Origin of the sequence: Mammaliicoccus sp. C-M13, from assembly GCF_022386845.1 — a bacterium.
In the GTDB taxonomy this organism is placed as follows: domain Bacteria; phylum Bacillota; class Bacilli; order Staphylococcales; family Staphylococcaceae; genus Mammaliicoccus; species Mammaliicoccus lentus.
In genome coordinates this window covers 180,119-202,645 of record NZ_JAJNHQ010000003.1, presented here as the reverse complement: position 1 = coordinate 202,645, position 22,527 = coordinate 180,119, and the positions used below count along the sequence as shown (strand labels likewise).

Here is a 22,527-nt window from a genome sequence, read left to right as displayed (position 1 = left end):
CCCAATATTGGGCTTATTTTTTGCATTATTGATAAGGAGGCTATTCGTATAATGGTACAAAAGAAAAAGCCAACAACGCGTAAAAGAAAAACAACGCGAGGTAAAAAGAAGCAAAAAGATAACACGTTAAAGTATGTCATAGAAGTACTCGTGCTGTTTTTAATAGTGTTAGGCGCTTTTCAATTAGGTTTTATCGGGTTGATGGTTGATAGTTTCTTCCACTTTTTATTCGGCTATTCCAAATATTTTACATATATATTAATCGTGATTGTTTCACTATTGATTACATTAAATGATAAAGTGAAGTTTACAAGACGTTTAACTGGCTTATTCATATTTCAAATTGGACTATTGTTGTTATTCCAAATGATTTTATATTTCAAAGATAAGTCATTTGATTCATTTAAAACGTCATTAAGTGAAACATACTCAGCTTTAGAAAGTAATGCCATGTACTTTAATGGTGGTGGTTTCATAGGTTATCACGTATTTAATGTGGTAAGTAAACTCGTTTCAGTATTTGGTTATGGTTTAATTACATTGTTAATTTTAGTATCAAGTATGATTCTTATATTTAACAAAAAACATAGAGATATAACAAAATCATTATTTGAAAATGTACAAAGTAAAACAAAATCAAAAATGGTTAACTTAGAACGTAAAAGAGAAGAAAAATCTCAAATTAAAAAACAAGAAAAAGAAAAACGTAAACAAGAAAAAATCAAAGATGTTTCAGATATGAAAGAAATTAAAATGGATAATCCACCAGAAACAACAAAAGAAGAAACAAAAAATCAAGAAACATCCTATGATGATATTCCAATTTTTGAATCAACTGAAAAACAGCAACTTAAGAAAAAATCAGTTCCTAAATCAGAAATTAAACAAGAAGAACCAGCTGAGGAAACAAATGAATCTACTATAGACGAAACAGAGAATTTAAATTATAAATTACCTCCGCTTAGTATTTTAAATGATCCACCTAAATCTCAAACAGTGTCTAAGAAAACTGTTCAAGAGAAAGGGAAATTACTTGAAGCGACATTAAGAAACTTTAATGTCGATGCTAAAGTTACACAAATAAGAATTGGTCCAGCTGTTACCCAATATGAAGTGCAGCCTGCTCAAGGCGTTAAAGTAAATAAAATTGTGAACTTGAGCAATGATATCGCCCTTAATCTTGCAGCTAAAGATATTAGAATTGAAGCACCTATTCCAGGTAAATCAGCAGTGGGAATAGAAGTGCCAAATGAACATATTTCTATGGTTACATTGAAAGAAGTATTAAATGAGATGAAGTCCACAACTAATAAATTAGAAGTAGCATTGGGTAGGGATATTTCTGGTGAACCTATTACAGCTGAACTTAATAAACTTCCACATTTACTTGTGGCAGGTGCTACAGGTAGTGGTAAATCGGTATGCATTAACGGAATTATAACGAGTATTCTTATGAATGCTAAACCACATGAAGTTAAACTTATGCTAATTGATCCGAAGATGGTTGAGTTAAATGTATATAATGGTGCTCCTCATTTATTAACGCCAGTAGTAACCAACCCTCAAAAGGCAAACCAAGCTCTGCAAAAAGTAGTATCTGAAATGGAAAAACGATATGACTTATTCCAACATGTTGGAGCAAGAAATATAGAGGGTTATAACGAGTACATTGAAAGAAGTAACATGGAGTTAGAAGAGAAACAAGCACAACTACCTTATATAGTAGTGATTGTAGATGAATTAGCTGACTTAATGATGGTGGCAGGTAAAGATGTTGAGTCATCAATCATGAGATTAGCACAACTTGCTAGGGCAGCAGGCATACATTTAATTATTGCAACACAAAGACCTTCTGTTGATGTAATAACAGGTAGTATTAAGGCGAATATACCATCTAGAATTGCATTTGCTGTAAGTTCAGCGACAGATTCTAGAACGATTTTAGATGGTGGTGGTGCTGAAAAATTACTTGGTAAAGGTGATATGCTATTCTTATCAAGAGATTCTTCTAAACCGACAAGAATTCAAGGTGCTTTCCTCTCGGATGGAGAAGTTGAAAATGTTGTTCAACATGTAATTGGTGAGCAAACAGCTAACTACGTTAAAGAGATGGAACCGGACGAACCTAGTGAATCAGGGGAAATGGAAAGCGAAGATGAATTGTATAAAGAAGCTTATTTATTTGTTGTTGAAGAACAAAAAGCAAGTGCTAGTTTATTACAAAGACGATTTAGAATAGGTTACAATAGGGCATCTAGATTAATGGATGATTTAGAAGGAAATGGCGTAATAGGGCCACAATCAGGTAGTAAACCTAGACAAGTTTTGGTCGATATTTATCAAGATGAATAGGGGGATATTATGTCTACAAGTGAAACGACTAATTTTGTGAAAAACTGGCTATTAGATAAAATTCAAAAAGGTGAACTAGAACCGGGAGAAGTTATACCAACGGAATTCGAGTTAAAAAGAACATTAGATATTGAATATGAAGAAATAGAAAAGGCTATTCATGAACTTGTAACAGAGCAAATATTGTCCCAAAAATCTGGAGAAGGTACGATAGTGAAACCAAGACAACCATTTTATTATCCTTTAGATGAACTTGTAAGTATTACCAATATGATAGAGAAAAACGGCCAAAAAGCTGGTACAGAATTCATTAGTCTTGATGAAGAAGTAACGACTATAATTGAAAAAGAAGTATTGAATTTAGATGATGATGCTATCATTTCTGTCATAGAAAGATTGAGGACAGCTGATGGAGAACCAGTTGTATATTGCTTAGATAAAATTTCTGCAGATCTATTTCCATGTAGTGACTATCATTCTAATTTATCTCTATTATCCGCAATAGAGAATAAAATAGAATATAAAATCACTCGTGCTGATACATCGATAGAATCTATTAGCTATGAGCCTTACATTAGCGAAATATTAAATTCTCATCCTGATGATGCTATGATGTTACTTACTCAAATTCATTACGATGAACAAGAAAGACCTGTTCTTTATTCATTAAATTACTTTAAAAGTAGTCTTGTTAAGTTTCGAATCAAACGAAATAGGATATAATCATTATATTACACAGAAACAAAGTAACAATTGTTGCTTTGTTTCTGTATATCTATACATAAAAAAAGAGAGGTATCAAAAATGATAACAACTGAACATATACAATTAGCATCTAACGACGTTTATGTGATACCAACAAAGAAATTTAAAACAACAACAATTGTCTTTAAATTTGTTGCGCCACTAGATAGCGAAACAATCACTTCGAGGTCTATATTAAGTAAATTATTAACTAGAGTAACGAAGAAATATCAAACTGATAAAGAAATGAATAACTTGTTAGCAGATTTATACGGTGCACATTTATTTAGTTATGTGAATAAACAAGCGCACAATCATATCATGACGATAGGTATAGAAATCGTAAATGAAAAGTATTTGAATAGTGAGTCTTCATTATTAGAAAAAGCTGTACAATTATTACATGAAGTTATATTTAATCCATACATAGAAAATAATCAATTTAATGAAAAATATACAGAACAAGAAAAATTTTTACTAAAGAAAAAATTAACTGCGATTGAAGAAAATAAATCTCAACGTGCATTCCTGCAATTTTTAAATCATATGTTTGAAAATGAACCATATAGATTTTTAGCAACGGGCCATTTAGAAGATATAGACAGTATTAATGCACAAAATTTAGTACAAACATATCAAGACTTGCTTGAAGAAAACGCAATTTCAACTTATGTTATTGGGAACGTTGGCTTAGAAGAAGTTAAATCTTTATGCAAAAAATATTTTACTTTTGAACATAATAATAAAATGGAAATTGAAACATCTGCAATAAAACATATTGATCAAGTTAGAGAAATTACTGATTATACTGAAATTGATCAAGCGAAGTTAAACATGGGGTACCGTTTCCCTATTACATTCCATTCTAAAGAATACTATTCTTTCTTAGTATTAAACATGTTATTGGGTGGCGATGCGTCTTCTATATTGTTTAGTGAAGTAAGAGAAAAACAAAGTTTAGCATATTCTATACATTCACAAATTGATGCGAGAAATGGTTTCTTATATATAGTTGGTGGCATATCTAAAGATAAAGTACAAGTGGCTAAAGAAACGATATTAAATATTTATAAAGATTTACAAGAAGGCCACTTTGAAGACAACAAGTTAGAACTAGCCAAGAAAGTTCTTATATCAAATGCACAAGAAATGTTCGATAAACAAAGACAAATGGTTGATTTATTGCATATGCATGCAAGATATCAATCCGTATATGATTATGAAGAATGGATTAAAGAAATAAATTCTATAACTAAAAAAGATATTATGAACATTTCACAACAAGGACAATTAGATACGATATATATACTGACTGAAGGTGAAAAAGATGACGAATAAATACTATGAACAAATAGATGAGACAGTATTTGAAGAAACTTTAGAAAATGGATTAAAAGTAGTCGTTATTCCTAAAAAAGGTTTTTATAAAACTTTTGTTACATATACAACTAAATTTGGTTCGTTAGACCATACTTTTAAACCACATGGAGAAACAGAATATGCAACGGTTCCTGATGGTGTTGCCCATTTTCTAGAACATAAATTATTTGAAAAAGAAGAAGGAGATGTATTTACAAGTTTTGCTGAAAACGACGCACAAGTAAATGCATTTACAACATTTGATCGAACAAGCTATTTATTTAGCGCTACTGACAATGTTCACGACAATATTATTAGATTACTAAAAATGATTGAAAGCCCATATTTTACAGAACAAACTGTAGAAAAAGAAAAAGGTATTATTGCTGAAGAAATCAAAATGTACCAAGAACAACCAAATTATAAGTTGATGTTTCAAACATTAGGCGCTTTGTACCATAAACATCCGGTTCAAATTGATATTGCTGGATCAGTTGAAAGTATATATAAAATAACAGCAGATGATTTATATTTATCTTATGAAACATTTTACCATCCTGCTAATATGGTATTAATTGTTGTGGGTGATGTAGACCCTGAAGAAACAATTGAATTAGTAAGGGAACATGAAGCAACAAGAGAATTAAGTGAAATGCCTCCTATACAACGTCAACCATTTAACGAACCAGAATCAGTACACCAAGAGTATGTAGAAACAAAAATGGAGATTGTTCATGAAAAATCAATGGTTGCATTTAAATTCAAACCTAACAGTATTTCTGATGAAATAAGAGTTAAAAATGATATTGAAATGATGCTCGCTTTAGATTTAATGTTCGGTGAACAAACAGACTTTTATCAAAAACTACTTGAGCAAGATGTGATTGATGATACTTTCGGTTACCAATTTGCTAATGAAGCTACTTATAGTTACTTGATATTAGCTGTTTCTACAGACAAACATGATCAATTTAAGTCAGCAATATTTGAAGAATTACAAAGTTATATAGAAAATGGTTTCGATGTATCAGAATTAAATAGATTAAGAAAACAAACATTAGGTGAAATTGTATCGAGTTTAAATTCACCTGAATATATTGCTAATCAGTATACAAAATTTTATTTTGAAGGGGTAGAACTTTTCAGATTAATAGATATTTTAGAGTCAATCACAGTTGATAGCGTACACCATACATTAAAATCGCTTATTAATTTTGATAATGTCGTAGAAAGTCGTTTGGTGAAAGATAATGGCTAAATCATTAATTATTGGAGGAAGCGGTGATATAGGTCTTTCAATAGTTGATGAATGCCTAGCACGAGGCGATGAAGTTATATTACATTATAATAATGCAGATATAGAAACATTAAAATCGCGCTATAAACATCAACCAGTTTCATTTTTGAAATTAGATCTTACAGAAAAAATAACATTTCGTGAACTGGATGAAATTAATCATATTGACCATTTAATTTATGTTGCTGGTCAATCATTATTTGGCGCCATTCAAGATATGTCTGACGAGGATATTGATGGACAATATTTGATAAATGTTTATAATTTAATAAAAGTTGTACAAGCATTAGTGGATCGTTTAAGGCAAAGTGATAATGGACGCATCATAGTCATCTCATCAATCTGGGGGGAAACAGGTGCTAGCTATGAAACGATTTATTCTACCATGAAAGCTGCGCAACTTGGATTTGTAAAATCTCTTGCAAAAGAATTAGCTTTAACATCCATTACAGTTAACGCTATAACTCCAGGTGTCGTTCATGGTAAAATGACAAATGAACTAGATGAAATGACACAAATACAATTAAAAGAAGATATACCACAAAATCGATTTATCACTACTAAAGAGATTAGTTCATGTGTAGCTTATTTATTGGACCCGTTATCTCAAAGTGTGACAGGACAAGTACTTCGTATTAACGGTGGATGGTATACTTAATATTGGGGTGGATATTATGGGAGAAGTCATTAAAAAAGAATGGTATTTAGAATATGATATTCAAGTAAACAGAGCAGGGTTGTTAGGTGATATTTCTAGTTTACTAGGTATATTAGGCATTAACATTATTACTATTAATGGTGTAGATCAAGGTAGGCGTGGATTACTTATAAAGACAGATGATATGGATAAAGTAAAACGCTTTGAGAACATCGTAAAAGAAATTGATGACATCACAATAAAAAAATTACGAACTCCTGGTTTAAGAGATAGATTAGCAGTAAGGCATGGGCGATATATTAAACGTGATATAGATGATAAAAAAACATTTCGTTTTGAAAGAAAAGATTTAGGTTTGCTAGTTGATTTTATGGCTGAGTTATTTAAAGAAGATAGACATAAATTAATTGGTGTAAGAGGTATGCCACGTGTTGGTAAAACAGAATCAGTTGTTGCAGCAAGTGTGTGTGCACATAAAAAATGGTTGTTTATCAGTTCTACTTTAATCAAACAAACTGTAAGAAGTTCATTGCTTAAAGGTGAATATAGCGATAAAAACGTTTATATTATTGATGGTGCTGTCACTTCGAAACAAACCGACGAAAAACATAAACAACTCGTGAGAGAAGTGATGAGTCTACCGACAATTAAAGTCGTAGAACACCCTGATCTATTTGTACAGCGTTCTGAATATAGTTTAGAAGACTTTGACTATATTATTGAGTTGAGAGAAACTGAAGATCAAGAAATTACATATGAACAATTAAATAAAAATGATTTATTTTCAAATGATAGTATGGGATTTGGTGATGGATTTGGATTCTTTGAATAATCTTGTAGAGGTGGAAAAAGTTTGAAAAATATTGGCGAGATTTTACGAAATAAAAGAGAGCAACTTGGTATGACGTTAGTTGAATTAGAAGAAAAGACCAAAATTCAACGTCAATTTCTAGTCATGATAGAAAAAAATGATTTTGAAAATTTACCAAATCCAGATTATACGAGAGGCTTTATTACAAAATATGCTTCATCTATTAATATGAGTCCTAAAGAATTAATAGATAAACATCAAAGTGAATTACCTAAATCAGCACCATCTGCAAAAGAAGCATTTCGCCAGCTTACACAAGAAAAAAGAAGCCAATCAGAAATATCAGAAAATAATATGGTTTCTAAATTAATCATTCAAATGGTTACATTTTTTGGCCTATTACTTATCTTATGGATATTGTTGATAATAATCGTTTAATTCTCAGTATGATTGATTTATAATAGTATTATTATGGGATTGATAGTAAAGAAGGAGAAAGCATATGAATATTCCTAACCAATTGACGGTATTACGTGTTATATTAATACCTGTTTTTGTACTTTTCTTACTTGTAGATTTTAATATGGGTAAGATGGATTTCTTATTTGGACAAGAAATGAGAATTGAACAATTTATCGCCGCTATTATTTTTATAATAGCATCTGCTACTGATTGGTTTGATGGTTACTTGGCAAGAAAGTGGCAACTCGTTACTAATATGGGGAAATTTTTAGATCCATTAGCTGACAAATTATTAGTCGCAAGTGCATTAATAGCGCTAGTGGAATTAGACAAAGTTTCTTCAGTTATAGCTATTATTATTATAGCAAGAGAATTTGCCGTTACTGGTTTAAGACTTTTACAAATAGAACAAGGATTTGTAAGTGCAGCTGGGCAATTAGGTAAAATCAAAACTGCCGTTACGATGGTGGCACTCGTATTTATTTTATTACAAGAACCATTTTCTATGTTATGGCAAATTAATTTAGGTCAATGGTTATTGTACATAGGAACATTCTTTACAATCTTATCTGGTATTGAATACTTTTACCATGGTAGAGATGTGTTTAAAGGCTCAAAATAGTTATATCTTGTAAAGAGTCCGGGACATATTCAATGTCTCAGGCTCTTTTGTTATATTGGCAGTAGTTAACTGAATTGAAGATTGTTTATGCTAAACTCATTTAATTCTTGTTATCTTTGCTATGATGGGGCAACGAAATCTTATGAGAACAAGAGATTGATGTCCCTTTCACTTTCTTTAGGAGGAATAAAATGAAAGTAAGTATACTTAGTGTAGGAACAGAAATTTTATTAGGTCAGATTGCAAATACTAATGCTCAGTTTATATCAAAAACGTTTAATGAACTTGGTGCTAGTATAATGAGACACGTAGCAGTAGGAGATAACCCTTCTAGGCTTGAGCGTGCAATACAAGAAGAATTGGCGGCACATGACGTGGTCATTTTAACAGGTGGTTTAGGTCCTACAAAAGATGACTTAACGAAACAAACAGTAGCTAATGTGTTAGGAAGAGGTTTAGAAACAAACAAAGAAGCGATGGAATTTATTGAGCAATATTTTAAGAATGAAAATAGACCGATGACACCAAATAATAAACAGCAAGCGCTAGTAATTGAAGGAAGCAAAGTGTTAAAAAATGATGTTGGTATGGCTCCAGGTATGTATGTTGAACATGAAGATAAAAAAATCGTGTTATTACCTGGACCACCTAGAGAATTAAAGCCAATGGTAACACAATATCTTGTACCTTATTTTTTAAATGAGGAACGTGTTATTCATTCTGAATCATTAAAATTTGCTGGTATCGGGGAATCAAGACTTGAAACAGAGTGTATGGACTTAATTGACAACCAAACTAATCCGACAATTGCACCACTAGCTGGTTCACATGAAGTTTCCCTAAGAATTACAGCAAATTCAAATACTAAACAGGAAGCTTTGGAATTAATAAATCCAGTAAAAGAAGAAATTTTAAATCGAATAGGTTCATATTATTACGGTAGTGATGATACTACGATGGAAGAAGCTGTTTTTTCACATACAGATAAGCCCTTTTTAGTATACGATGGTATTACAGATGGTATACTGTTATCAAGGTTGAAATTAAATGATAAAAGTGAAAAATACTTAAAAGGTTATGTCATACAAGAAGAAAGTATTGATCAACTATTAAATATTTCTAAGCAAGATAATTTTGAGAACATTGCTTTTAAATTAAAAGAAAGATTTAATGTAGATACTGTCTTAATATTATTGGAACAAGATGAAGAATCGATGGTCTATATTTCAGATGTGCAAAAACACAAAAAATTTAATTCTAGACTGAGTCAATCTTATGCTGGGAAACGTGATAGAATCAGTAATATAGCGCTTATTGAATTTTTGAATTTTTTAAGAGAATAAGCATAAATTCATAAAAGTGGCACTTATGTTCGCATTTATTAAGAAAACACACATAAAAACACGAACAAATATTCGCTTTATACTTGCATTTTAAGAGAAAAAGATTTATAGTAAATGATAGCTAATTAAACAAGTAAACTCATTTTATATATATAGGAGGTTATCGCGTGAACGAACAACGTCAGAAAGCACTCGATACAGTAATTAAAAATATGGAAAAATCCTTTGGTAAAGGGGCAGTTATGAAACTTGGGGATAACACAAGTAGAGAAGTTTCAGCTGTGTCCAGTGGATCTATTACATTAGATAAAGCTTTAGGAGTAGGTGGATATCCTAAAGGACGTATTATTGAAATATATGGACCAGAAAGTTCTGGTAAGACAACTGTTGCGCTTCATGCTATTGCAGAAGCACAACGTCAAGGAGGCGTAGCTGCATTTATCGATGCTGAGCATGCTTTAGACCCAGTTTATGCTAAGAATTTAGGCGTAGATATAGATAACCTTTATTTATCACAACCTGACCACGGGGAACAAGGACTAGAGATTGCTGAAGCATTCGTAAGAAGTGGTGCTGTTGATATTATTATCGTTGACTCTGTAGCTGCTCTTACACCTAAGGCTGAAATTGAAGGCGAAATGGGCGATACACACGTTGGTTTACAAGCTCGTCTAATGAGCCAAGCTTTACGTAAATTATCAGCTGCAATATCTAAATCAAATACAACTGCAATATTTATCAACCAAATCCGTGAAAAAGTAGGCGTTATGTTCGGTAACCCTGAAGTTACACCTGGTGGTCGTGCACTTAAATTCTATAGTTCTGTTCGTTTAGAAGTGCGTAGAGCCGAACAATTGAAACAAGGTCAAGAAGTTGTAGGTAACCGTACTAAGATTAAAGTTGTTAAGAACAAAGTGGCACCACCATTTAGAGTAGCAGAAGTTGATATTATGTACGGTGAAGGTATTTCACGTGAAGGCGAATTAATCGATTTAGCTGTTGAATATGAAATCGTCGATAAATCAGGTGCTTGGTATTCTTATAATGGTGAAAGAATGGGACAAGGTAAAGAAAATGTTAAAACATACTTGAAAGAAAACCCAGCTATCATTGAAGAAATTGATTCTATTCTTAGAAATGAATTAGGTTTTAATGGTAAACCTAAAGAAGAAGCTAAGAAAGATAAGAAAGATAAAAAAGAAGAAAATCCTGAGCAAGAATCATTGCTAGATCAATAACTTTTATTAGCGTTCTATAAATCACTTGTAATGAGATGATTTATAGAACGCTTTTTTATTGAAATCATATGAAAAATAAAGGTGATGTCCTTGACACTTGTACAAATTTAAACGTACAATTGAGTTGTATGATTCCATAGTTTCATTTAATCATATTTTTGTATATATAAGACGTAAAAACCTAGATAGAAGGAGGTGTTTATGTGGACTTATTAACCCTCTTACTCATTTTGCTAGGAGTTATTCTAGGTGTTGTTGTAGGATACTTTTTCGCACAAAATAGCTTAACGAAAAAGCAAGATCAAGCTCGTCAGTCAGCTCACTATATTTTAAGTGAAGCGAACAAAGAAGCTGAGAGCCTAAAGAAAGAGAAATTGCTAGAAGCAAAAGAAGAAAATCAACAAATTAGAGATCATCTTGATAGTGAAATTCGAGAGAGAAGAAGTGACCTACAAAAACAAGAATCAAGATTACTTCAAAAAGAAGAAAACTTAGAGCGCAAATCTGATCTTTTAGACAAAAAAGATGAAATTCTAGAAAACAAAGAAGCTAAAATTGAAGAGCGACAACAACAGGTAGATGCAAAAGAGAGTAATGTTCAAGACATAATAACGAAACATGAACAAGAACTAGAACGCATCTCCGGATTGACACGCGAAGAAGCTCGTAAAGAGCAATTTTCAAAAGTCGAAGAAGAACTGTCACATGATATTGCCGTACTTGTAAAGGAAAAAGAACGTGAACTTAAATCAAATGTTGATAAGAAAGCAAAAGAACTGTTAGCTACTACAGTACAAAGATTAGCGGCAGATCATACTTCAGAATCAACAGTATCAGTCGTGAATTTACCAAACGATGAAATGAAAGGACGTATCATCGGTCGTGAAGGTCGAAATATACGTACTTTAGAAACATTAACAGGAGTAGATTTGATTATAGACGATACACCAGAAGCAGTAATATTATCTGGTTTTGACCCAATTCGAAGAGAAATTGCTAAGACAGCCTTAACTAATTTAGTATCTGATGGACGTATACATCCAGGTCGAATTGAAGATATGGTTGAAAAAGCAAGAAGAGAAGTAGATGACTTGATGAGAGAATCAGGAGAACAAGCTACCTTTGAATTAGGTATTCATAACTTACATCCAGAATTAGTTAAGATATTAGGAAGAATGAAATATCGTACAAGCTACGGTCAAAGTGTTCTGAAACACTCTATAGAAGTTGCACAACTTTCAGGAATGTTAGCAGCTGAATTAGGTGAAGATGAAACATTAGCGAAACGTGCAGGTTTATTACATGATATTGGTAAAGCTATCGATCATGAAGTTGAAGGCAGCCATGTTGAAATAGGGGTAGAACTTGCTAAGAAATATCATGAACATGATACAGTCATAAATGCAATACACTCACATCATGGGGATGTAGAACCGACATCAGTCATCTCTATACTCGTAGCTGCTGCAGACGCATTAAGCGCTGCTAGACCAGGAGCTAGACGTGAGACATTAGAAAACTATGTTAAACGACTAGAGAGATTAGAAGAAATATCTGAAGACTATGACGGTGTTGAAAAAGCATATGCGATTCAAGCAGGTAGAGAAATTAGAGTAATAGTATCACCTGAAGATATTGATGACTTAAAAGCACATAGAATAGCAAAAGGTATTAAAGACCAAATAGAAAGTGAATTACAATATCCAGGGCATATTAAAGTGACAGTTGTCCGGGAGATGAGAGCAACTGAATACGCGAAATAATTATTATTAAATTAAAAATCCTACAGCCACAATGGTTGTAGGATTATTTTTGTGGTTTATGATGGGAAAACAATTGCGACTTCATTAGCAGATAATAAATTGAATATAACGAGGGTAGATTAAATCGAAATAAATTGACTGAATGAGATATATTCGATATGTCTTGTATTACAACAATTACACAAAACCTACTTGACAGGGTACAGTTCAGAAACTAGGTAGGGTTATTTTGTGTTATAATATTTAATAAGAGTTAAATTATGTCATAAAGTTAAAAATCAACTATTTCAATATTCTAGAATATAGGAGGCCTATAATGATACAATCTATTAATCATATATGTTATTCCGTTAGTAATTTAAATGATTCTATACGTTTTTATAAAGATATTTTATGTGGTAAATTATTAGTAAGTGGAAAAACAACTGCATATTTCGATATTGGTGGCTTATGGGTTGCGTTAAATGAAGAAAGAAATATCCTTCGAAATGAAATTCAATATTCATACACACATACAGCGTTTACTATAGAGGCAAGTGAGTTTATTAATTGGCATCAATGGCTCAAGGAAAATAACGTGAACATATTAGAAGGGCGTACTAGAGATGTAAGAGATAAGCAATCAATTTATTTTACTGATCCTGACGGACACAAGTTAGAGTTACATACTGGCACACTAGAAAATAGATTGAATTATTATAAAGACACAAAACCACATATGGTATTTTACAAATAAGTAGGTGCTTTATGACAATATATACAAGATTATTTGAAGAAAAAGACTTTAACTAAATCGACGATTTACTACAATTATATTATGAGTTGGGGTATCCAACAAAGAGTAAAGAACTTATTCATCGATTAAGTAAGATTAATAATCACAAAGACTATTATATGCTACTACTGTTTGAAGACGAGAAAATTATTGGTTTTAGTGGCATGTGTAAGATGATGTTCTATGAAAATGGTGGAGATTATATGCGTATATTGGCTTTTGTTGTTAATTCAAATTTTAGAGGGAATGGATTGGGATCATTATTATTAAAGGAATCTGAAAGATTGGCTGACAAGTTAAACTGTAAAACAATTACATTGACTAGCGGAATTAGAACAGAAAGAGAAAATGCGCATAAGTTATATATATCTAATGGTTTTGAATGTAAATCCTATGGATTTTTAAAAAATATCAATCAATGATACTTTGTATTAGCGATAATATTTTATTTATTAAATTACTAATAATGTAGTATTTATTAATATATAAGCACTGAAATAGTGCTTCAGTTTCATAATAAAATACTTATTTACTTGCCCTGTTACTTTGTGTGATGGGGTTATATTTGTAGTATATTAAATATAGAATTTTTATTCAATTTTGTACTTTTAGCCTAGTGTCCAGTGCTGCTGGTTCGATTCTAACCTTTAATCTTATTAATTTCTATAATTATATATATAAGATTGGAGGAAATGAGAAATAAATAATGTGAAAGCAAATGGTCGACATTTATATGAAATAGAATTTAAATATGCTGATGGAATAAATATATTTAAAGATTTGGATATTGTTGAACGAGAAATATGGAACAATGAATGTGTTGAAAATAAAATATATTTTGCTAGTCGTGATGAAGCTTTAGCTTATTTAAAAATTAAATACGATATAAATGAATTAGTGGAATTAGTAGAAGGATTGTGATTAAAATAAGATTTTTTATAAAAATATTTTTTGCTGTAATTTTAGGAGTATTAGTAATAGTATTACTTTTGAATAGTATTAAGTTAAATGTTTTAAAACCGTTTGAGAAGCTGGAAGTTATAATAGGTATCACCGGTTTATTTACCACTTTTTTGGGTGCATATATAGGTGCTAAAATAGCAGGAAGTGAATCAAGAAAACTTTTTAAACAACAGATTAAGATGAATGATTTACAAAAAAATATGGATTCCAATATATTTGTATTAGAAAAGTTAGACTCTATTCCTGAATACATCAAGGAAATAAAGATTATGTTGAATAAAACCGATATGTTTCATGCTAATAACCTTGAAGAAATGAAGGAGAAATACAAAGAAATACTAAATGTTTTGAATGATGTTAACGAAAAAGAACTATCTAAATCTTCAGTTATTATATACAGAGATGTAATGAATTTTATTATTACAGTTCAAAGTTCACGAAATTTATTTTTATATCCTATTAACAATGCTGACTGTGAAAAACTTGTAGCTAATACTCTAGACATTGATTTGCCAGAAAGCTTTTTGTGCAGTTGGACATCCAACAATTTTAATGAACACAAAGAATGGATTGTAACCATAAGGAGGGACCCTGATGATTTATATGGAGATGAAAAACTCATACCAATTGAAAAAATAACCAGATGTAATAAAAGGTTTTTTGATCAAAAATTAAAATCATTAAAAGAAAAAATAAATTATTTAGATAAAGAATATGCTAAAATGACTTACAAAAGTACTCACGACCTTATTAGTGATTATTCAAAACTTTATAAAGATTAAAAATACCCACCAATTAAGGTAGGTATTTTTCGTTATATCAGACTCTCTCGTTCTACTTCATTGAATTTATGCATATAAATTAGAAAATCGTGTTCTCCAATCTTTTGAACAGGCGTTTCAATTATGTCTTCATATAGGAAAATCTCTATTATTTTCGAAACGTCTTTGTCATCATAACCATTTTGAAAAACTCTGTCTTTTAAAACTTGTGTACTGGTTATTTCTTCTTTAAAAAATAAGAACTGAATACGCAAAATAATTATTATTAAATTTAAAATGCTACAGCCATAATGGTTGTAGAATTATTTTCAAGGTTTTTATCATAGATTTATATTGTCAAATTATAATATAATGTGGTAATATTTAGTTGTAATAAGGATAGCCATCAAGCCCAAATAACTTGACGCCTATCCATTGAGTAAAGGCTCACAAGTATGGTTGTGATTACCAAACGAACCTTTTTAGGTTAAAGCTAACTATATTGGCGTATAGTTAGCTTATTTTTTTTGCTTTTCTTTAATAGCACGATATAGGGCATATACAATAGTAAATGCTATACTAACTGACCATGTTATTACGACAGTAAAATCAAAGTTGATGTTAATATTAATATCCATGCTACCACCTCATTTCCATACCAATTCAAGGCTCGAGAGGTGTCACGAAAATGTAAGGCTCTTTTACTCAATTAAAATTATAGCATCAACAATACTACATAACATCAATAATATTTTAAATTTTTATAAAATATCGGGTTGACTTTATCGGTAAGTTACAAAATAATTGTTACTCAGTTTCTTTGGAATTATCTGCAAGAGGATTACAGTATTTCACTTTTTAATAGAGGAACTTGCATTTAATAAGGATTGCAAAGAGTAAAAATACAAACAGAATACGAAAAATAATAATTTTTTGTGGTTTGTAATGAAAAAGGGTAGAAAACTTTAAAATACAGAATGCTGTTCTATTTCTGAAAGCTTATAAATCATGTGATTTTTCATTTGACTTGTAACATGACTGTAAATTTAAAGTAGTTTGTACATTGTAGACCAAATGGTTGTTATATACGCAACTTAAATAATCAGTTTAATAATTAGAACTTAAGTTTGGTTTAGTTTGTAATAAAAGCAGACCAGTATTTAGTGGTCTGCTAAGTTGAATTTACTGTGGATCTAAATTATAAATTGCTTTTGTCCCACTGAAATCAGCAAAAGGGCTAAATTCTAATTCAAGTTTTTTAGGATTACCTGTAATAGCAAATCCTGTTTTCCCTTGTATAGACCTGCCTGGAGATAAACCGTCTATTAATTCATCATTAACTGGGTAACTCTCTAATTGTTTACCATCAGCATAAGCTTTTACGTCTGTACCGACTGGGATATCTTCATCTCCATTATTTTTAATTTCCATATCTAGAACTAAAACTTTATCAGCTTCTACTTCTGCAAATTCATTTCTTTCGTCAGTAAAAGATGCATTTACTAATTTGAAATTCACATCTTTGATAGTAACTTCATCACCAACTTCATATCTTTTTTCAGATGTCTTTTTATTTTTAGCCTGTTCTTCCTTAGTTCCATTCATTTCTTCGTCCACACTATTTACGAATACAGCACTACATGCGCCGAAAATTATAGCTAGAACTAAGAAAACACCTAAACATCCTCCACATCCCCATATCCATTTTTTCTTATTGCTTTTATTAGGTAAATCTTGTGGATTGTTAAATTCATGGTTATTCATTTGTATGCTCCTTTATTATATAAAAATTTATTTTTCTAATCTTCAAAATCATTTGGGTCATATTTATATCCATATTTTTCAGCATCTCTCTTTCTAAATTTTTCTTTCTCTGATTCTGAAGCATTATTCCATTCATCTTGGTTATTTACCCAATCTTCATGTGCTTCTTGTTGACTTGGAGTTCTATATATACCATTATTTTCATAATCAAAAGTTTCTTCATCATTATAATCTGGAATATCAGCATATATAGATTTTTCTTTACCGCTTTCTACTCTTAAAGAACTTTCATAAGCAGCGCTTGCCGGTCCTTCCATAACATTACCTTGTGGTATGACTCCATTAGCAACTGCGCTATTGTATGCAATGATTTTATGTTCTTCATTATAGTTACCGTATATTATTTCAATTAATGAATTTCTATCAGTGACATTGTTGTAATCTAATTTTTTATTAACTGTAGATTCTTCATTAGTTTTAATTTTTTCAGTAGACTGTTGTTCGTTAGTTACCGCTTCTTCAGTAGACTGTTTTTCTGTCTCAGAATCTGTTTTTTCCGAGCTAATTTGGTTTGTATCTTTTGTTTTTTCTTTTTTCTCCGTATTCTTGTCATCAGATTTCTTTGTTGTTTCTTCTTTAGGTGATGCATCTTCCTTTTGTCCACATGATCCTAACAATAATGTTCCAGTTAGTGTTACAATCAAAAGTTTCTTCATTTATACATCTCCTTATTTAAATATTAATTAAAATTAATAAAACTACAATTTATGTACTTACTATTAATGATAAAACATTTAATAATTTAATACAATATAATTTTATTTAAAAAATATAATCTAAATAAAATTAGTTTATGTTCTTCTTGCCTCTTACACGTTTATCATTCTCTACATAGTAATTTGTTAGGTTTGAACTTGCTTGCATAATCTCCTTCATTTATTCTTCTGATAAGTTATACCAACCTTCTTTATAAGAAAATATTAATACTTCAGCATCTTTAAGAAGATTAGTAAGTTATTTCTTTTTGTTTAATACTTTTATTTTTACGATACATTTTAATATTGTTTCTAACTAGACCGTTTATGAGTAAGAGCAAACGGTGATATTTATCACATTTAAATACGCAAAATAATAATTATTAAATTAAAAATCCTACAGCCACAATGGTTGTAGGATTATTTTTGTGGTTTGTAATGAAAAAAAGGGTAGTCGTTTTAAAATTAGTGATTACGTAAAATATTTGTTAAAATTTCACCATCAATATTACCGCCAGATATAACTAATGCAATATTTTTTCCTGAAAATTTTTCTGGGTATTCGTTAACTGCAGCGATTGTAGTACAACTACCAGCTTCAGCAATAAACTTTTCTTGTTTAGCCATAAAACTTACCGCTTTAGCAATGCCATTTTCAGATACTATTAAAAATTCATCAACATAATCTTTTGCTAATTTATAACTAAGTTTTCCTATTCCACCTATGAGAGAATCACAAAGAGTATCTGTATTAGGGTATTCTTCATAAAATGTATTGTGTTGGTAGGACTTAATCATTGCAGGACATGCTTCGGTTTGTACACCAATAATCTTAATATCTGGTTTAATATGTTTTGCAGCTACAGCTATACCTGTAATTAAACCGCCACCACCAATAGGTACAACAATTGTATCTATATCAGGGTTTTGTTCCAAAATTTCAATACCTATAGTACCTTGACCACCATATATATATGGGTCATCATAGTAAGCGTCTATATAAGTTAAATTATTTTCTAGTATATAATTCATCCCTAATGAATTTGCTTCATCATAATTTTTGCCCAATAGAATGGCTTCTCCACCAAAGTATTCAATTTTATCAATTTTGCTTTGTGGTGTAGATTCCGGAACAATAATTTTCACGTTTCTTATTCCTAATAATTTTGCTGCATAACTTACTGAGCTTCCATGGTTACCAGAAGAAATTGTTGCTACACCAGACTTTTTTTCTTCATTATTTAAAGTAAGCATCTTATTGAGCGCTCCTCTAATTTTAAAACTCTTTACTTTTTGAAAACTTTCTAATTTAAAAAAATATTTTTTATTATCATCTCCTAAGTAAAAAGACTCTTCTAAAGGTGTTTTTACTGTATAGCTTTTAATACGATTATAGGCATCTTTTGTGTCTTGAAAATTAAATGTCATAAATGTTTCTCTCCTTTATTAAATATTTATTGTTGTCCCAATGTTATTTTGATTGGCTAATTTAAGTGCGTGATAAGCAGTTCCGATATCTAGTAAAGCCATTCCTGTTAGATCAACAACAGTTATATCATCTTGACTTGTTCTCCCTCGTATATTATCTATAATTACTTCTCCGACAGTACCATAAATATTTTTGGCAGTTATTGTACCTTTTTTTATAGCTTTTTCTATTTCACCGGATTTTATGCAATGTTCTAAGTCATCTACATATACCTTAGCGATTTTTAGTATCTGTGGATCAATCTCTTGTTTATCTGGCATATCAGCACCAACGCAACTAATATGAGTACCTTTTTTAATCCACTCTTTTTCTATTAATGGTTCTTTAGATGGTGTGATTGTAATTATTACATCACTACTTTCTACGTTTTCTCTTAAATTAATTACATTGATTATTTCAATATCATCGATAAAAATATTAAAGTTTTCTTTTAAATTCTTTTTTAAATTTGATGTTAAAAGTTTTGTTTTTTCAATATTTCTACTGTATACTCTTATGTTTTTTAAATTAGGTAATACTGTAACAGCTGATGCTATTTGAAATAATGCTTGATTACCTGAACCAATAATTAGTAAATCCTCAGAAGTTTTATTTGCTAAATGCTTTATAGTAACAGCACTTGAAGCACCTGTTCTTATACCAGTTATATATTCAGCGCCAGTAATCCCAATTGGTATACCATTTTTTGCATTATAAATAGTTATTAAACCATTTAGAGTTGGTAATCCATTAACCTCATTTTCTTGAAACCAACTTGCTGTTTTGTGACCAAAAATATTTTCATTTTGAATATATCCAGATTTAATATCCATATCTGCTTTTCCTTTTTGAAATTCATAAAATATAGTTGGCCATGTCATAGTTGAATTGCACGCTTTACTTTTGTATACATTTTCGACAATTTGAATAATGTCATTAATAGATAGTAACAGTTTTAAAGATTCACTATCTAAAGATTTTATTTTTACCAATAGAAACCACTCCTTAAAGTTTTAAATAGAAGTAAATAAAAAGCACCGAAAATTTATTCCTCCTGTAAAACAGGCCCTAATGGAATAAATTTTCGGTGCTTTAAATGCTTTTACCCGGGGATAATAGCAGCACATCTATTTAATTATTAATAGTATAATTGATTATAATAATTTTGTAAATTGCTATGAATTTGTTATTTTATTAAATTTAAGAAATTCACACTTCAAAGAGTCACAGTATTATTTTGGAGGGTGTGATAAAAATTACCATAAAGTCCAGTATTTGACGACTATCAATTGAAGGGTTTCAAATGTCATTGTTATTACCAAACGAACCTTATTAGCTTATTTTTTATTTGAATAAATGATACTATATTAGTTAGATAGACAAATAAAAATGTAGGAGAACAACATGAAGAAATTGATAGGTATTAGTATATTAAATTGTATATTATTAGCAGGTTGTGGGAGTAGTACTTTAGATAAAGATTATTTGAACATAGCTCATAGAGGTGCAAGTGGTTCTAAACCAGAACATACATATGTTGCTTATGATAAAGCAATAAAGCAAAAAGCAGATTATACTGAGTTAGATTTACAAATGACTAAAGATAATAAATTAATTGCTATGCATGATAATAAAGTAGATAGAACAACAAACGGAACTGGCTTAGTTAAGGATAAAACGTTAAAAGAGATTAAAAACTTAGATGCCGGATCTTGGTTTGATAAAAAATATGAAAACCAAAAAGTTCCTGAATTAAATGAAGTATTGGATAAGTATAAAGATAAAACTAATTTTTACATCGAAACTAAACACCCAGATATGTACCCAGGAATGGATAAGAAGTTGATAAAAGACTTAGAAAAGAATGGTTTACTCAAAAAAGATGGTTTGAAAAGCGGGAATTTAATTATTCAATCATTCTCTGAAACTAGTTTACAAAACATACATAAACTAAATGAAAATATACCGTTAATTCATTTAATAGATGATAAAGATGTAAAAGATTTAAACAATAAAGAATTAAAAAGATTATCTAAATTTACATATGGACTAGGTTTTAATAAGGATGTTATAAGTAAAGAATTAGTAGAAAAAGTTCATAAGAATGGATTGAAAGTACATGTCTTTACTTTAAATAATGAAGACGAAGTTAAGGAAATGAAAGAACTGAATGTTGACGGTGCTTTCAATAACAACCCATAATATACTGCATGAAAAAATCCTACAGCCCAAAGGTTGTAGGATTTTTTGGGTTTTATGATAAAAAAGATAACTTATTAATAAATTATTTGAATGAAAAGCGTTTTATTTATATATGATATTTTACGTTATATTAATTGTTTGAAAAGAATTTCAAAAGTTTTTTGAAGGTTTATAAATGAGGGGGACTGTAAGAAATATATTTTAATGTTTACAAATCTATCTTTAAAAAATAAAGGAATTATTAACACGACCTAATACTTATAACCCACCGAATCCGTTAACGATTGAATATAATAGGCCAAATCCATCTATAGACCATCCTATTATATTGTTGAGTGTTTTCTTGTTATTTTCATCCATTTTATCTCTTCCTAGATGTTAGATAAATAACTTTTTGTTAATTATTGATTAACTGGAATAATAGCTATTCTTTAGAAGGAATTAAAAAAGAAATAAACGATCAATACAACCCAAAAACTTTTCCAGCTACACCAGCAATAGCTATCATTGTGCCAATGAACCATTTGAATTGTATATTTTTCATTTCAGAAATTTGATATTTCATATTATTTTCCATGATTTTTGGTAAATCATCTATTTTATCGGATAAATGCCCAAATTTATCATCTATTCTTTTTTCCATTTGTTCAAAAGTTTCTTTAGTAATGTAATCGCTCATATTGATTTCTCCTTTCGTCATTATAATTTATTACTTTTATAACTCTCATAAAAAACACATAATCAATACAACCCAAAAACTTTTCCAGCTACACAAGCAATAGCTATCATTGTCCCAATGAACCATTTGAATTGTATATTTTTCATTTCAGAGATTTGATATTTCACATTACTTTCCATGAGCTTCATATTATTTTCCATAATCTTAGATAAATCATCTATTTTATCGGATAAATGCTCAAATTTATCATCTATTCTTTTTTCCATTTGTTCAAAAGTTTCTTTAGTAATGTAATCGCTCATAGTACTTACTCCTTTCATAGTTTATATATCCATATTTTTACATTTAAGTATATTATACTATAAAACGATATTAATTTACTAAAGTAATCGTTATAGATAAAAATTAAACATAAAGTTTAACTTATTAATATGTACTAGATATCTGTGATAACATTATAAGTGTTACTATATTAGCAATTTAGTTTGATCTAAAACTTTGATAATGCAAG

Annotated in this window: 22 protein-coding genes; 16 read left to right on the top strand and 6 right to left on the bottom strand. The window is 30.1% G+C overall.

Features of this window, described 5'->3' with window-relative positions; translation table 11 throughout:
* Positions 1-51 precede the first annotated feature (51 nt).
* The 15 genes from LQ615_RS03960 (at position 52) to LQ615_RS03890 (ending at position 15,169) form a co-directional block, all read left to right on the top strand.
* Complete coding sequence (locus LQ615_RS03960; RefSeq protein WP_016998648.1) at positions 52-2,352, top strand: DNA translocase FtsK; 2,301 nt, start codon at positions 52-54, stop codon at positions 2,350-2,352.
* Between the two features lie 9 nt (positions 2,353-2,361).
* Positions 2,362-3,075, top strand: coding sequence for a GntR family transcriptional regulator (locus LQ615_RS03955; RefSeq protein WP_239703971.1), 714 nt, complete (start codon positions 2,362-2,364; stop codon positions 3,073-3,075).
* An 81-nt stretch (positions 3,076-3,156) separates the two neighbouring features.
* Positions 3,157-4,434 (top strand): EF-P 5-aminopentanol modification-associated protein YfmF, encoded by a 1,278-nt coding sequence (yfmF, locus tag LQ615_RS03950; protein ID WP_135020968.1) that lies wholly within the window; start codon positions 3,157-3,159, stop codon positions 4,432-4,434.
* Positions 4,424-5,713 carry an EF-P 5-aminopentanol modification-associated protein YfmH gene (gene yfmH, locus LQ615_RS03945; RefSeq protein WP_135020970.1) on the top strand — a complete coding sequence of 430 codons (1,290 nt, stop codon included), beginning with the start codon at positions 4,424-4,426 and terminating at the stop codon, positions 5,711-5,713. Before yfmF ends, yfmH begins: the two co-directional genes overlap by 11 nt.
* Complete coding sequence (gene ymfI, locus LQ615_RS03940; protein WP_064210922.1) at positions 5,706-6,410, top strand: elongation factor P 5-aminopentanone reductase; 705 nt, start codon at positions 5,706-5,708, stop codon at positions 6,408-6,410. Before yfmH ends, ymfI begins: the two co-directional genes overlap by 8 nt.
* 16 nt (positions 6,411-6,426) lie before the next feature.
* On the top strand, positions 6,427-7,242 hold the full coding sequence (locus tag LQ615_RS03935) for a YmfK family protein (protein WP_016998653.1): 816 nt from the start codon (positions 6,427-6,429) through the stop codon (positions 7,240-7,242).
* A 21-nt stretch (positions 7,243-7,263) separates the two neighbouring features.
* Positions 7,264-7,659: a helix-turn-helix domain-containing protein gene (locus LQ615_RS03930; protein ID WP_016998654.1), complete on the top strand. Its 396-nt coding sequence runs from the start codon at positions 7,264-7,266 to the stop codon at positions 7,657-7,659.
* Between the two features lie 64 nt (positions 7,660-7,723).
* The gene (gene pgsA, locus LQ615_RS03925) at positions 7,724-8,305 is read left to right on the top strand and encodes a CDP-diacylglycerol--glycerol-3-phosphate 3-phosphatidyltransferase (protein ID WP_064204821.1); all 582 of its coding nucleotides are present in this window, start codon (positions 7,724-7,726) and stop codon (positions 8,303-8,305) included.
* Positions 8,306-8,496: 191 nt separating this feature from the next.
* Positions 8,497-9,648 (top strand): CinA family nicotinamide mononucleotide deamidase-related protein, encoded by a 1,152-nt coding sequence (locus tag LQ615_RS03920; protein WP_064210920.1) that lies wholly within the window; start codon positions 8,497-8,499, stop codon positions 9,646-9,648.
* A gap of 167 nt (positions 9,649-9,815) precedes the next feature.
* Positions 9,816-10,886, top strand: a complete 1,071-nt coding sequence (gene recA / locus LQ615_RS03915) for a recombinase RecA (protein WP_016998657.1) — start codon at positions 9,816-9,818, stop codon at positions 10,884-10,886.
* Between the two features lie 203 nt (positions 10,887-11,089).
* Positions 11,090-12,649, top strand: coding sequence for a ribonuclease Y (gene rny / locus LQ615_RS03910; RefSeq protein ID WP_016998658.1), 1,560 nt, complete (start codon positions 11,090-11,092; stop codon positions 12,647-12,649).
* A 316-nt stretch (positions 12,650-12,965) separates the two neighbouring features.
* Positions 12,966-13,385 carry a FosB/FosD family fosfomycin resistance bacillithiol transferase gene (fosB, locus tag LQ615_RS03905; protein ID WP_135020972.1) on the top strand — a complete coding sequence of 140 codons (420 nt, stop codon included), beginning with the start codon at positions 12,966-12,968 and terminating at the stop codon, positions 13,383-13,385.
* A 56-nt stretch (positions 13,386-13,441) separates the two neighbouring features.
* Complete coding sequence (locus LQ615_RS03900; protein ID WP_235855316.1) at positions 13,442-13,846, top strand: GNAT family N-acetyltransferase; 405 nt, start codon at positions 13,442-13,444, stop codon at positions 13,844-13,846.
* A 286-nt stretch (positions 13,847-14,132) separates the two neighbouring features.
* Positions 14,133-14,345, top strand: coding sequence for a hypothetical protein (locus LQ615_RS03895; RefSeq protein WP_135020974.1), 213 nt, complete (start codon positions 14,133-14,135; stop codon positions 14,343-14,345).
* Positions 14,342-15,169, top strand: coding sequence for a hypothetical protein (locus tag LQ615_RS03890; RefSeq protein WP_135020976.1), 828 nt, complete (start codon positions 14,342-14,344; stop codon positions 15,167-15,169). The genes LQ615_RS03895 and LQ615_RS03890 overlap by 4 nt, the downstream gene beginning before the upstream one ends.
* Positions 15,170-16,330: 1,161 nt before the next feature.
* Here LQ615_RS03890 and LQ615_RS03885 read toward each other — a convergent pair.
* The 4 genes from LQ615_RS03885 to LQ615_RS03870 all read right to left on the bottom strand — a co-directional run bounded on the left by LQ615_RS03885 (position 16,331) and on the right by LQ615_RS03870 (position 20,127).
* Positions 16,331-16,912, bottom strand: a complete 582-nt coding sequence (locus tag LQ615_RS03885) for a DUF4352 domain-containing protein (protein WP_135020978.1) — start codon at positions 16,910-16,912, stop codon at positions 16,331-16,333.
* A 35-nt stretch (positions 16,913-16,947) separates the two neighbouring features.
* A complete protein-coding gene (locus LQ615_RS03880) occupies positions 16,948-17,628 on the bottom strand; it encodes a hypothetical protein (protein WP_135020980.1) in 681 nt (226 codons plus the stop codon).
* A 504-nt stretch (positions 17,629-18,132) separates the two neighbouring features.
* Positions 18,133-19,095 carry a threonine ammonia-lyase gene (locus LQ615_RS03875; protein WP_135020982.1) on the bottom strand — a complete coding sequence of 321 codons (963 nt, stop codon included), beginning with the start codon at positions 19,093-19,095 and terminating at the stop codon, positions 18,133-18,135.
* 18 nt (positions 19,096-19,113) lie between these two features.
* Positions 19,114-20,127: an ornithine cyclodeaminase family protein gene (locus LQ615_RS03870; protein ID WP_016998743.1), complete on the bottom strand. Its 1,014-nt coding sequence runs from the start codon at positions 20,125-20,127 to the stop codon at positions 19,114-19,116.
* A 412-nt stretch (positions 20,128-20,539) separates the two neighbouring features.
* Here LQ615_RS03870 and LQ615_RS03865 point away from each other — a divergent pair, with 412 nt between their 5' ends.
* A complete protein-coding gene (locus tag LQ615_RS03865) occupies positions 20,540-21,337 on the top strand; it encodes a glycerophosphodiester phosphodiesterase family protein (RefSeq protein WP_135020984.1) in 798 nt (265 codons plus the stop codon).
* A gap of 460 nt (positions 21,338-21,797) precedes the next feature.
* On the opposite strand, the gene LQ615_RS03860 is transcribed toward LQ615_RS03865, so the two are convergent.
* A complete protein-coding gene (locus LQ615_RS03860) occupies positions 21,798-22,016 on the bottom strand; it encodes a hypothetical protein (RefSeq protein ID WP_070045090.1) in 219 nt (72 codons plus the stop codon).
* Between the two features lie 62 nt (positions 22,017-22,078).
* Complete coding sequence (locus LQ615_RS03855) at positions 22,079-22,318, bottom strand: hypothetical protein (protein WP_135020986.1); 240 nt, start codon at positions 22,316-22,318, stop codon at positions 22,079-22,081.
* Between the last annotated feature and the right edge of the window lie 209 nt (positions 22,319-22,527).

Bases quoted from the DNA above. Each gene is read 5' to 3' on its own strand.
- LQ615_RS03865 (WP_135020984.1), top strand. From the start codon at position 20,540: ATGAAGAAATTGATAGGTATTAGTATATTAAATTGTATATTATTAGCA.
- LQ615_RS03955 (WP_239703971.1), top strand. From the start codon at position 2,362: ATGTCTACAAGTGAAACGACTAATTTTGTGAAAAACTGGCTATTAGAT.
- LQ615_RS03935 (WP_016998653.1), top strand. From the start codon at position 6,427: ATGGGAGAAGTCATTAAAAAAGAATGGTATTTAGAATATGATATTCAA.
- pgsA (WP_064204821.1), top strand. From the start codon at position 7,724: ATGAATATTCCTAACCAATTGACGGTATTACGTGTTATATTAATACCT.
- LQ615_RS03885 (WP_135020978.1), bottom strand. From the start codon at position 16,912: ATGAATAACCATGAATTTAACAATCCACAAGATTTACCTAATAAAAGC.
- yfmF (WP_135020968.1), top strand. From the start codon at position 3,157: ATGATAACAACTGAACATATACAATTAGCATCTAACGACGTTTATGTG.
- LQ615_RS03920 (WP_064210920.1), top strand. From the start codon at position 8,497: ATGAAAGTAAGTATACTTAGTGTAGGAACAGAAATTTTATTAGGTCAG.
- ymfI (WP_064210922.1), top strand. From the start codon at position 5,706: ATGGCTAAATCATTAATTATTGGAGGAAGCGGTGATATAGGTCTTTCA.
- LQ615_RS03880 (WP_135020980.1), bottom strand. From the start codon at position 17,628: ATGAAGAAACTTTTGATTGTAACACTAACTGGAACATTATTGTTAGGA.
- LQ615_RS03860 (WP_070045090.1), bottom strand. From the start codon at position 22,016: ATGAGCGATTACATTACTAAAGAAACTTTTGAACAAATGGAAAAAAGA.
- fosB (WP_135020972.1), top strand. From the start codon at position 12,966: ATGATACAATCTATTAATCATATATGTTATTCCGTTAGTAATTTAAAT.
- LQ615_RS03960 (WP_016998648.1), top strand. From the start codon at position 52: ATGGTACAAAAGAAAAAGCCAACAACGCGTAAAAGAAAAACAACGCGA.
- LQ615_RS03855 (WP_135020986.1), bottom strand. From the start codon at position 22,318: ATGAGCGATTACATTACTAAAGAAACTTTTGAACAAATGGAAAAAAGA.
- yfmH (WP_135020970.1), top strand. From the start codon at position 4,424: ATGACGAATAAATACTATGAACAAATAGATGAGACAGTATTTGAAGAA.
- LQ615_RS03875 (WP_135020982.1), bottom strand. From the start codon at position 19,095: ATGACATTTAATTTTCAAGACACAAAAGATGCCTATAATCGTATTAAA.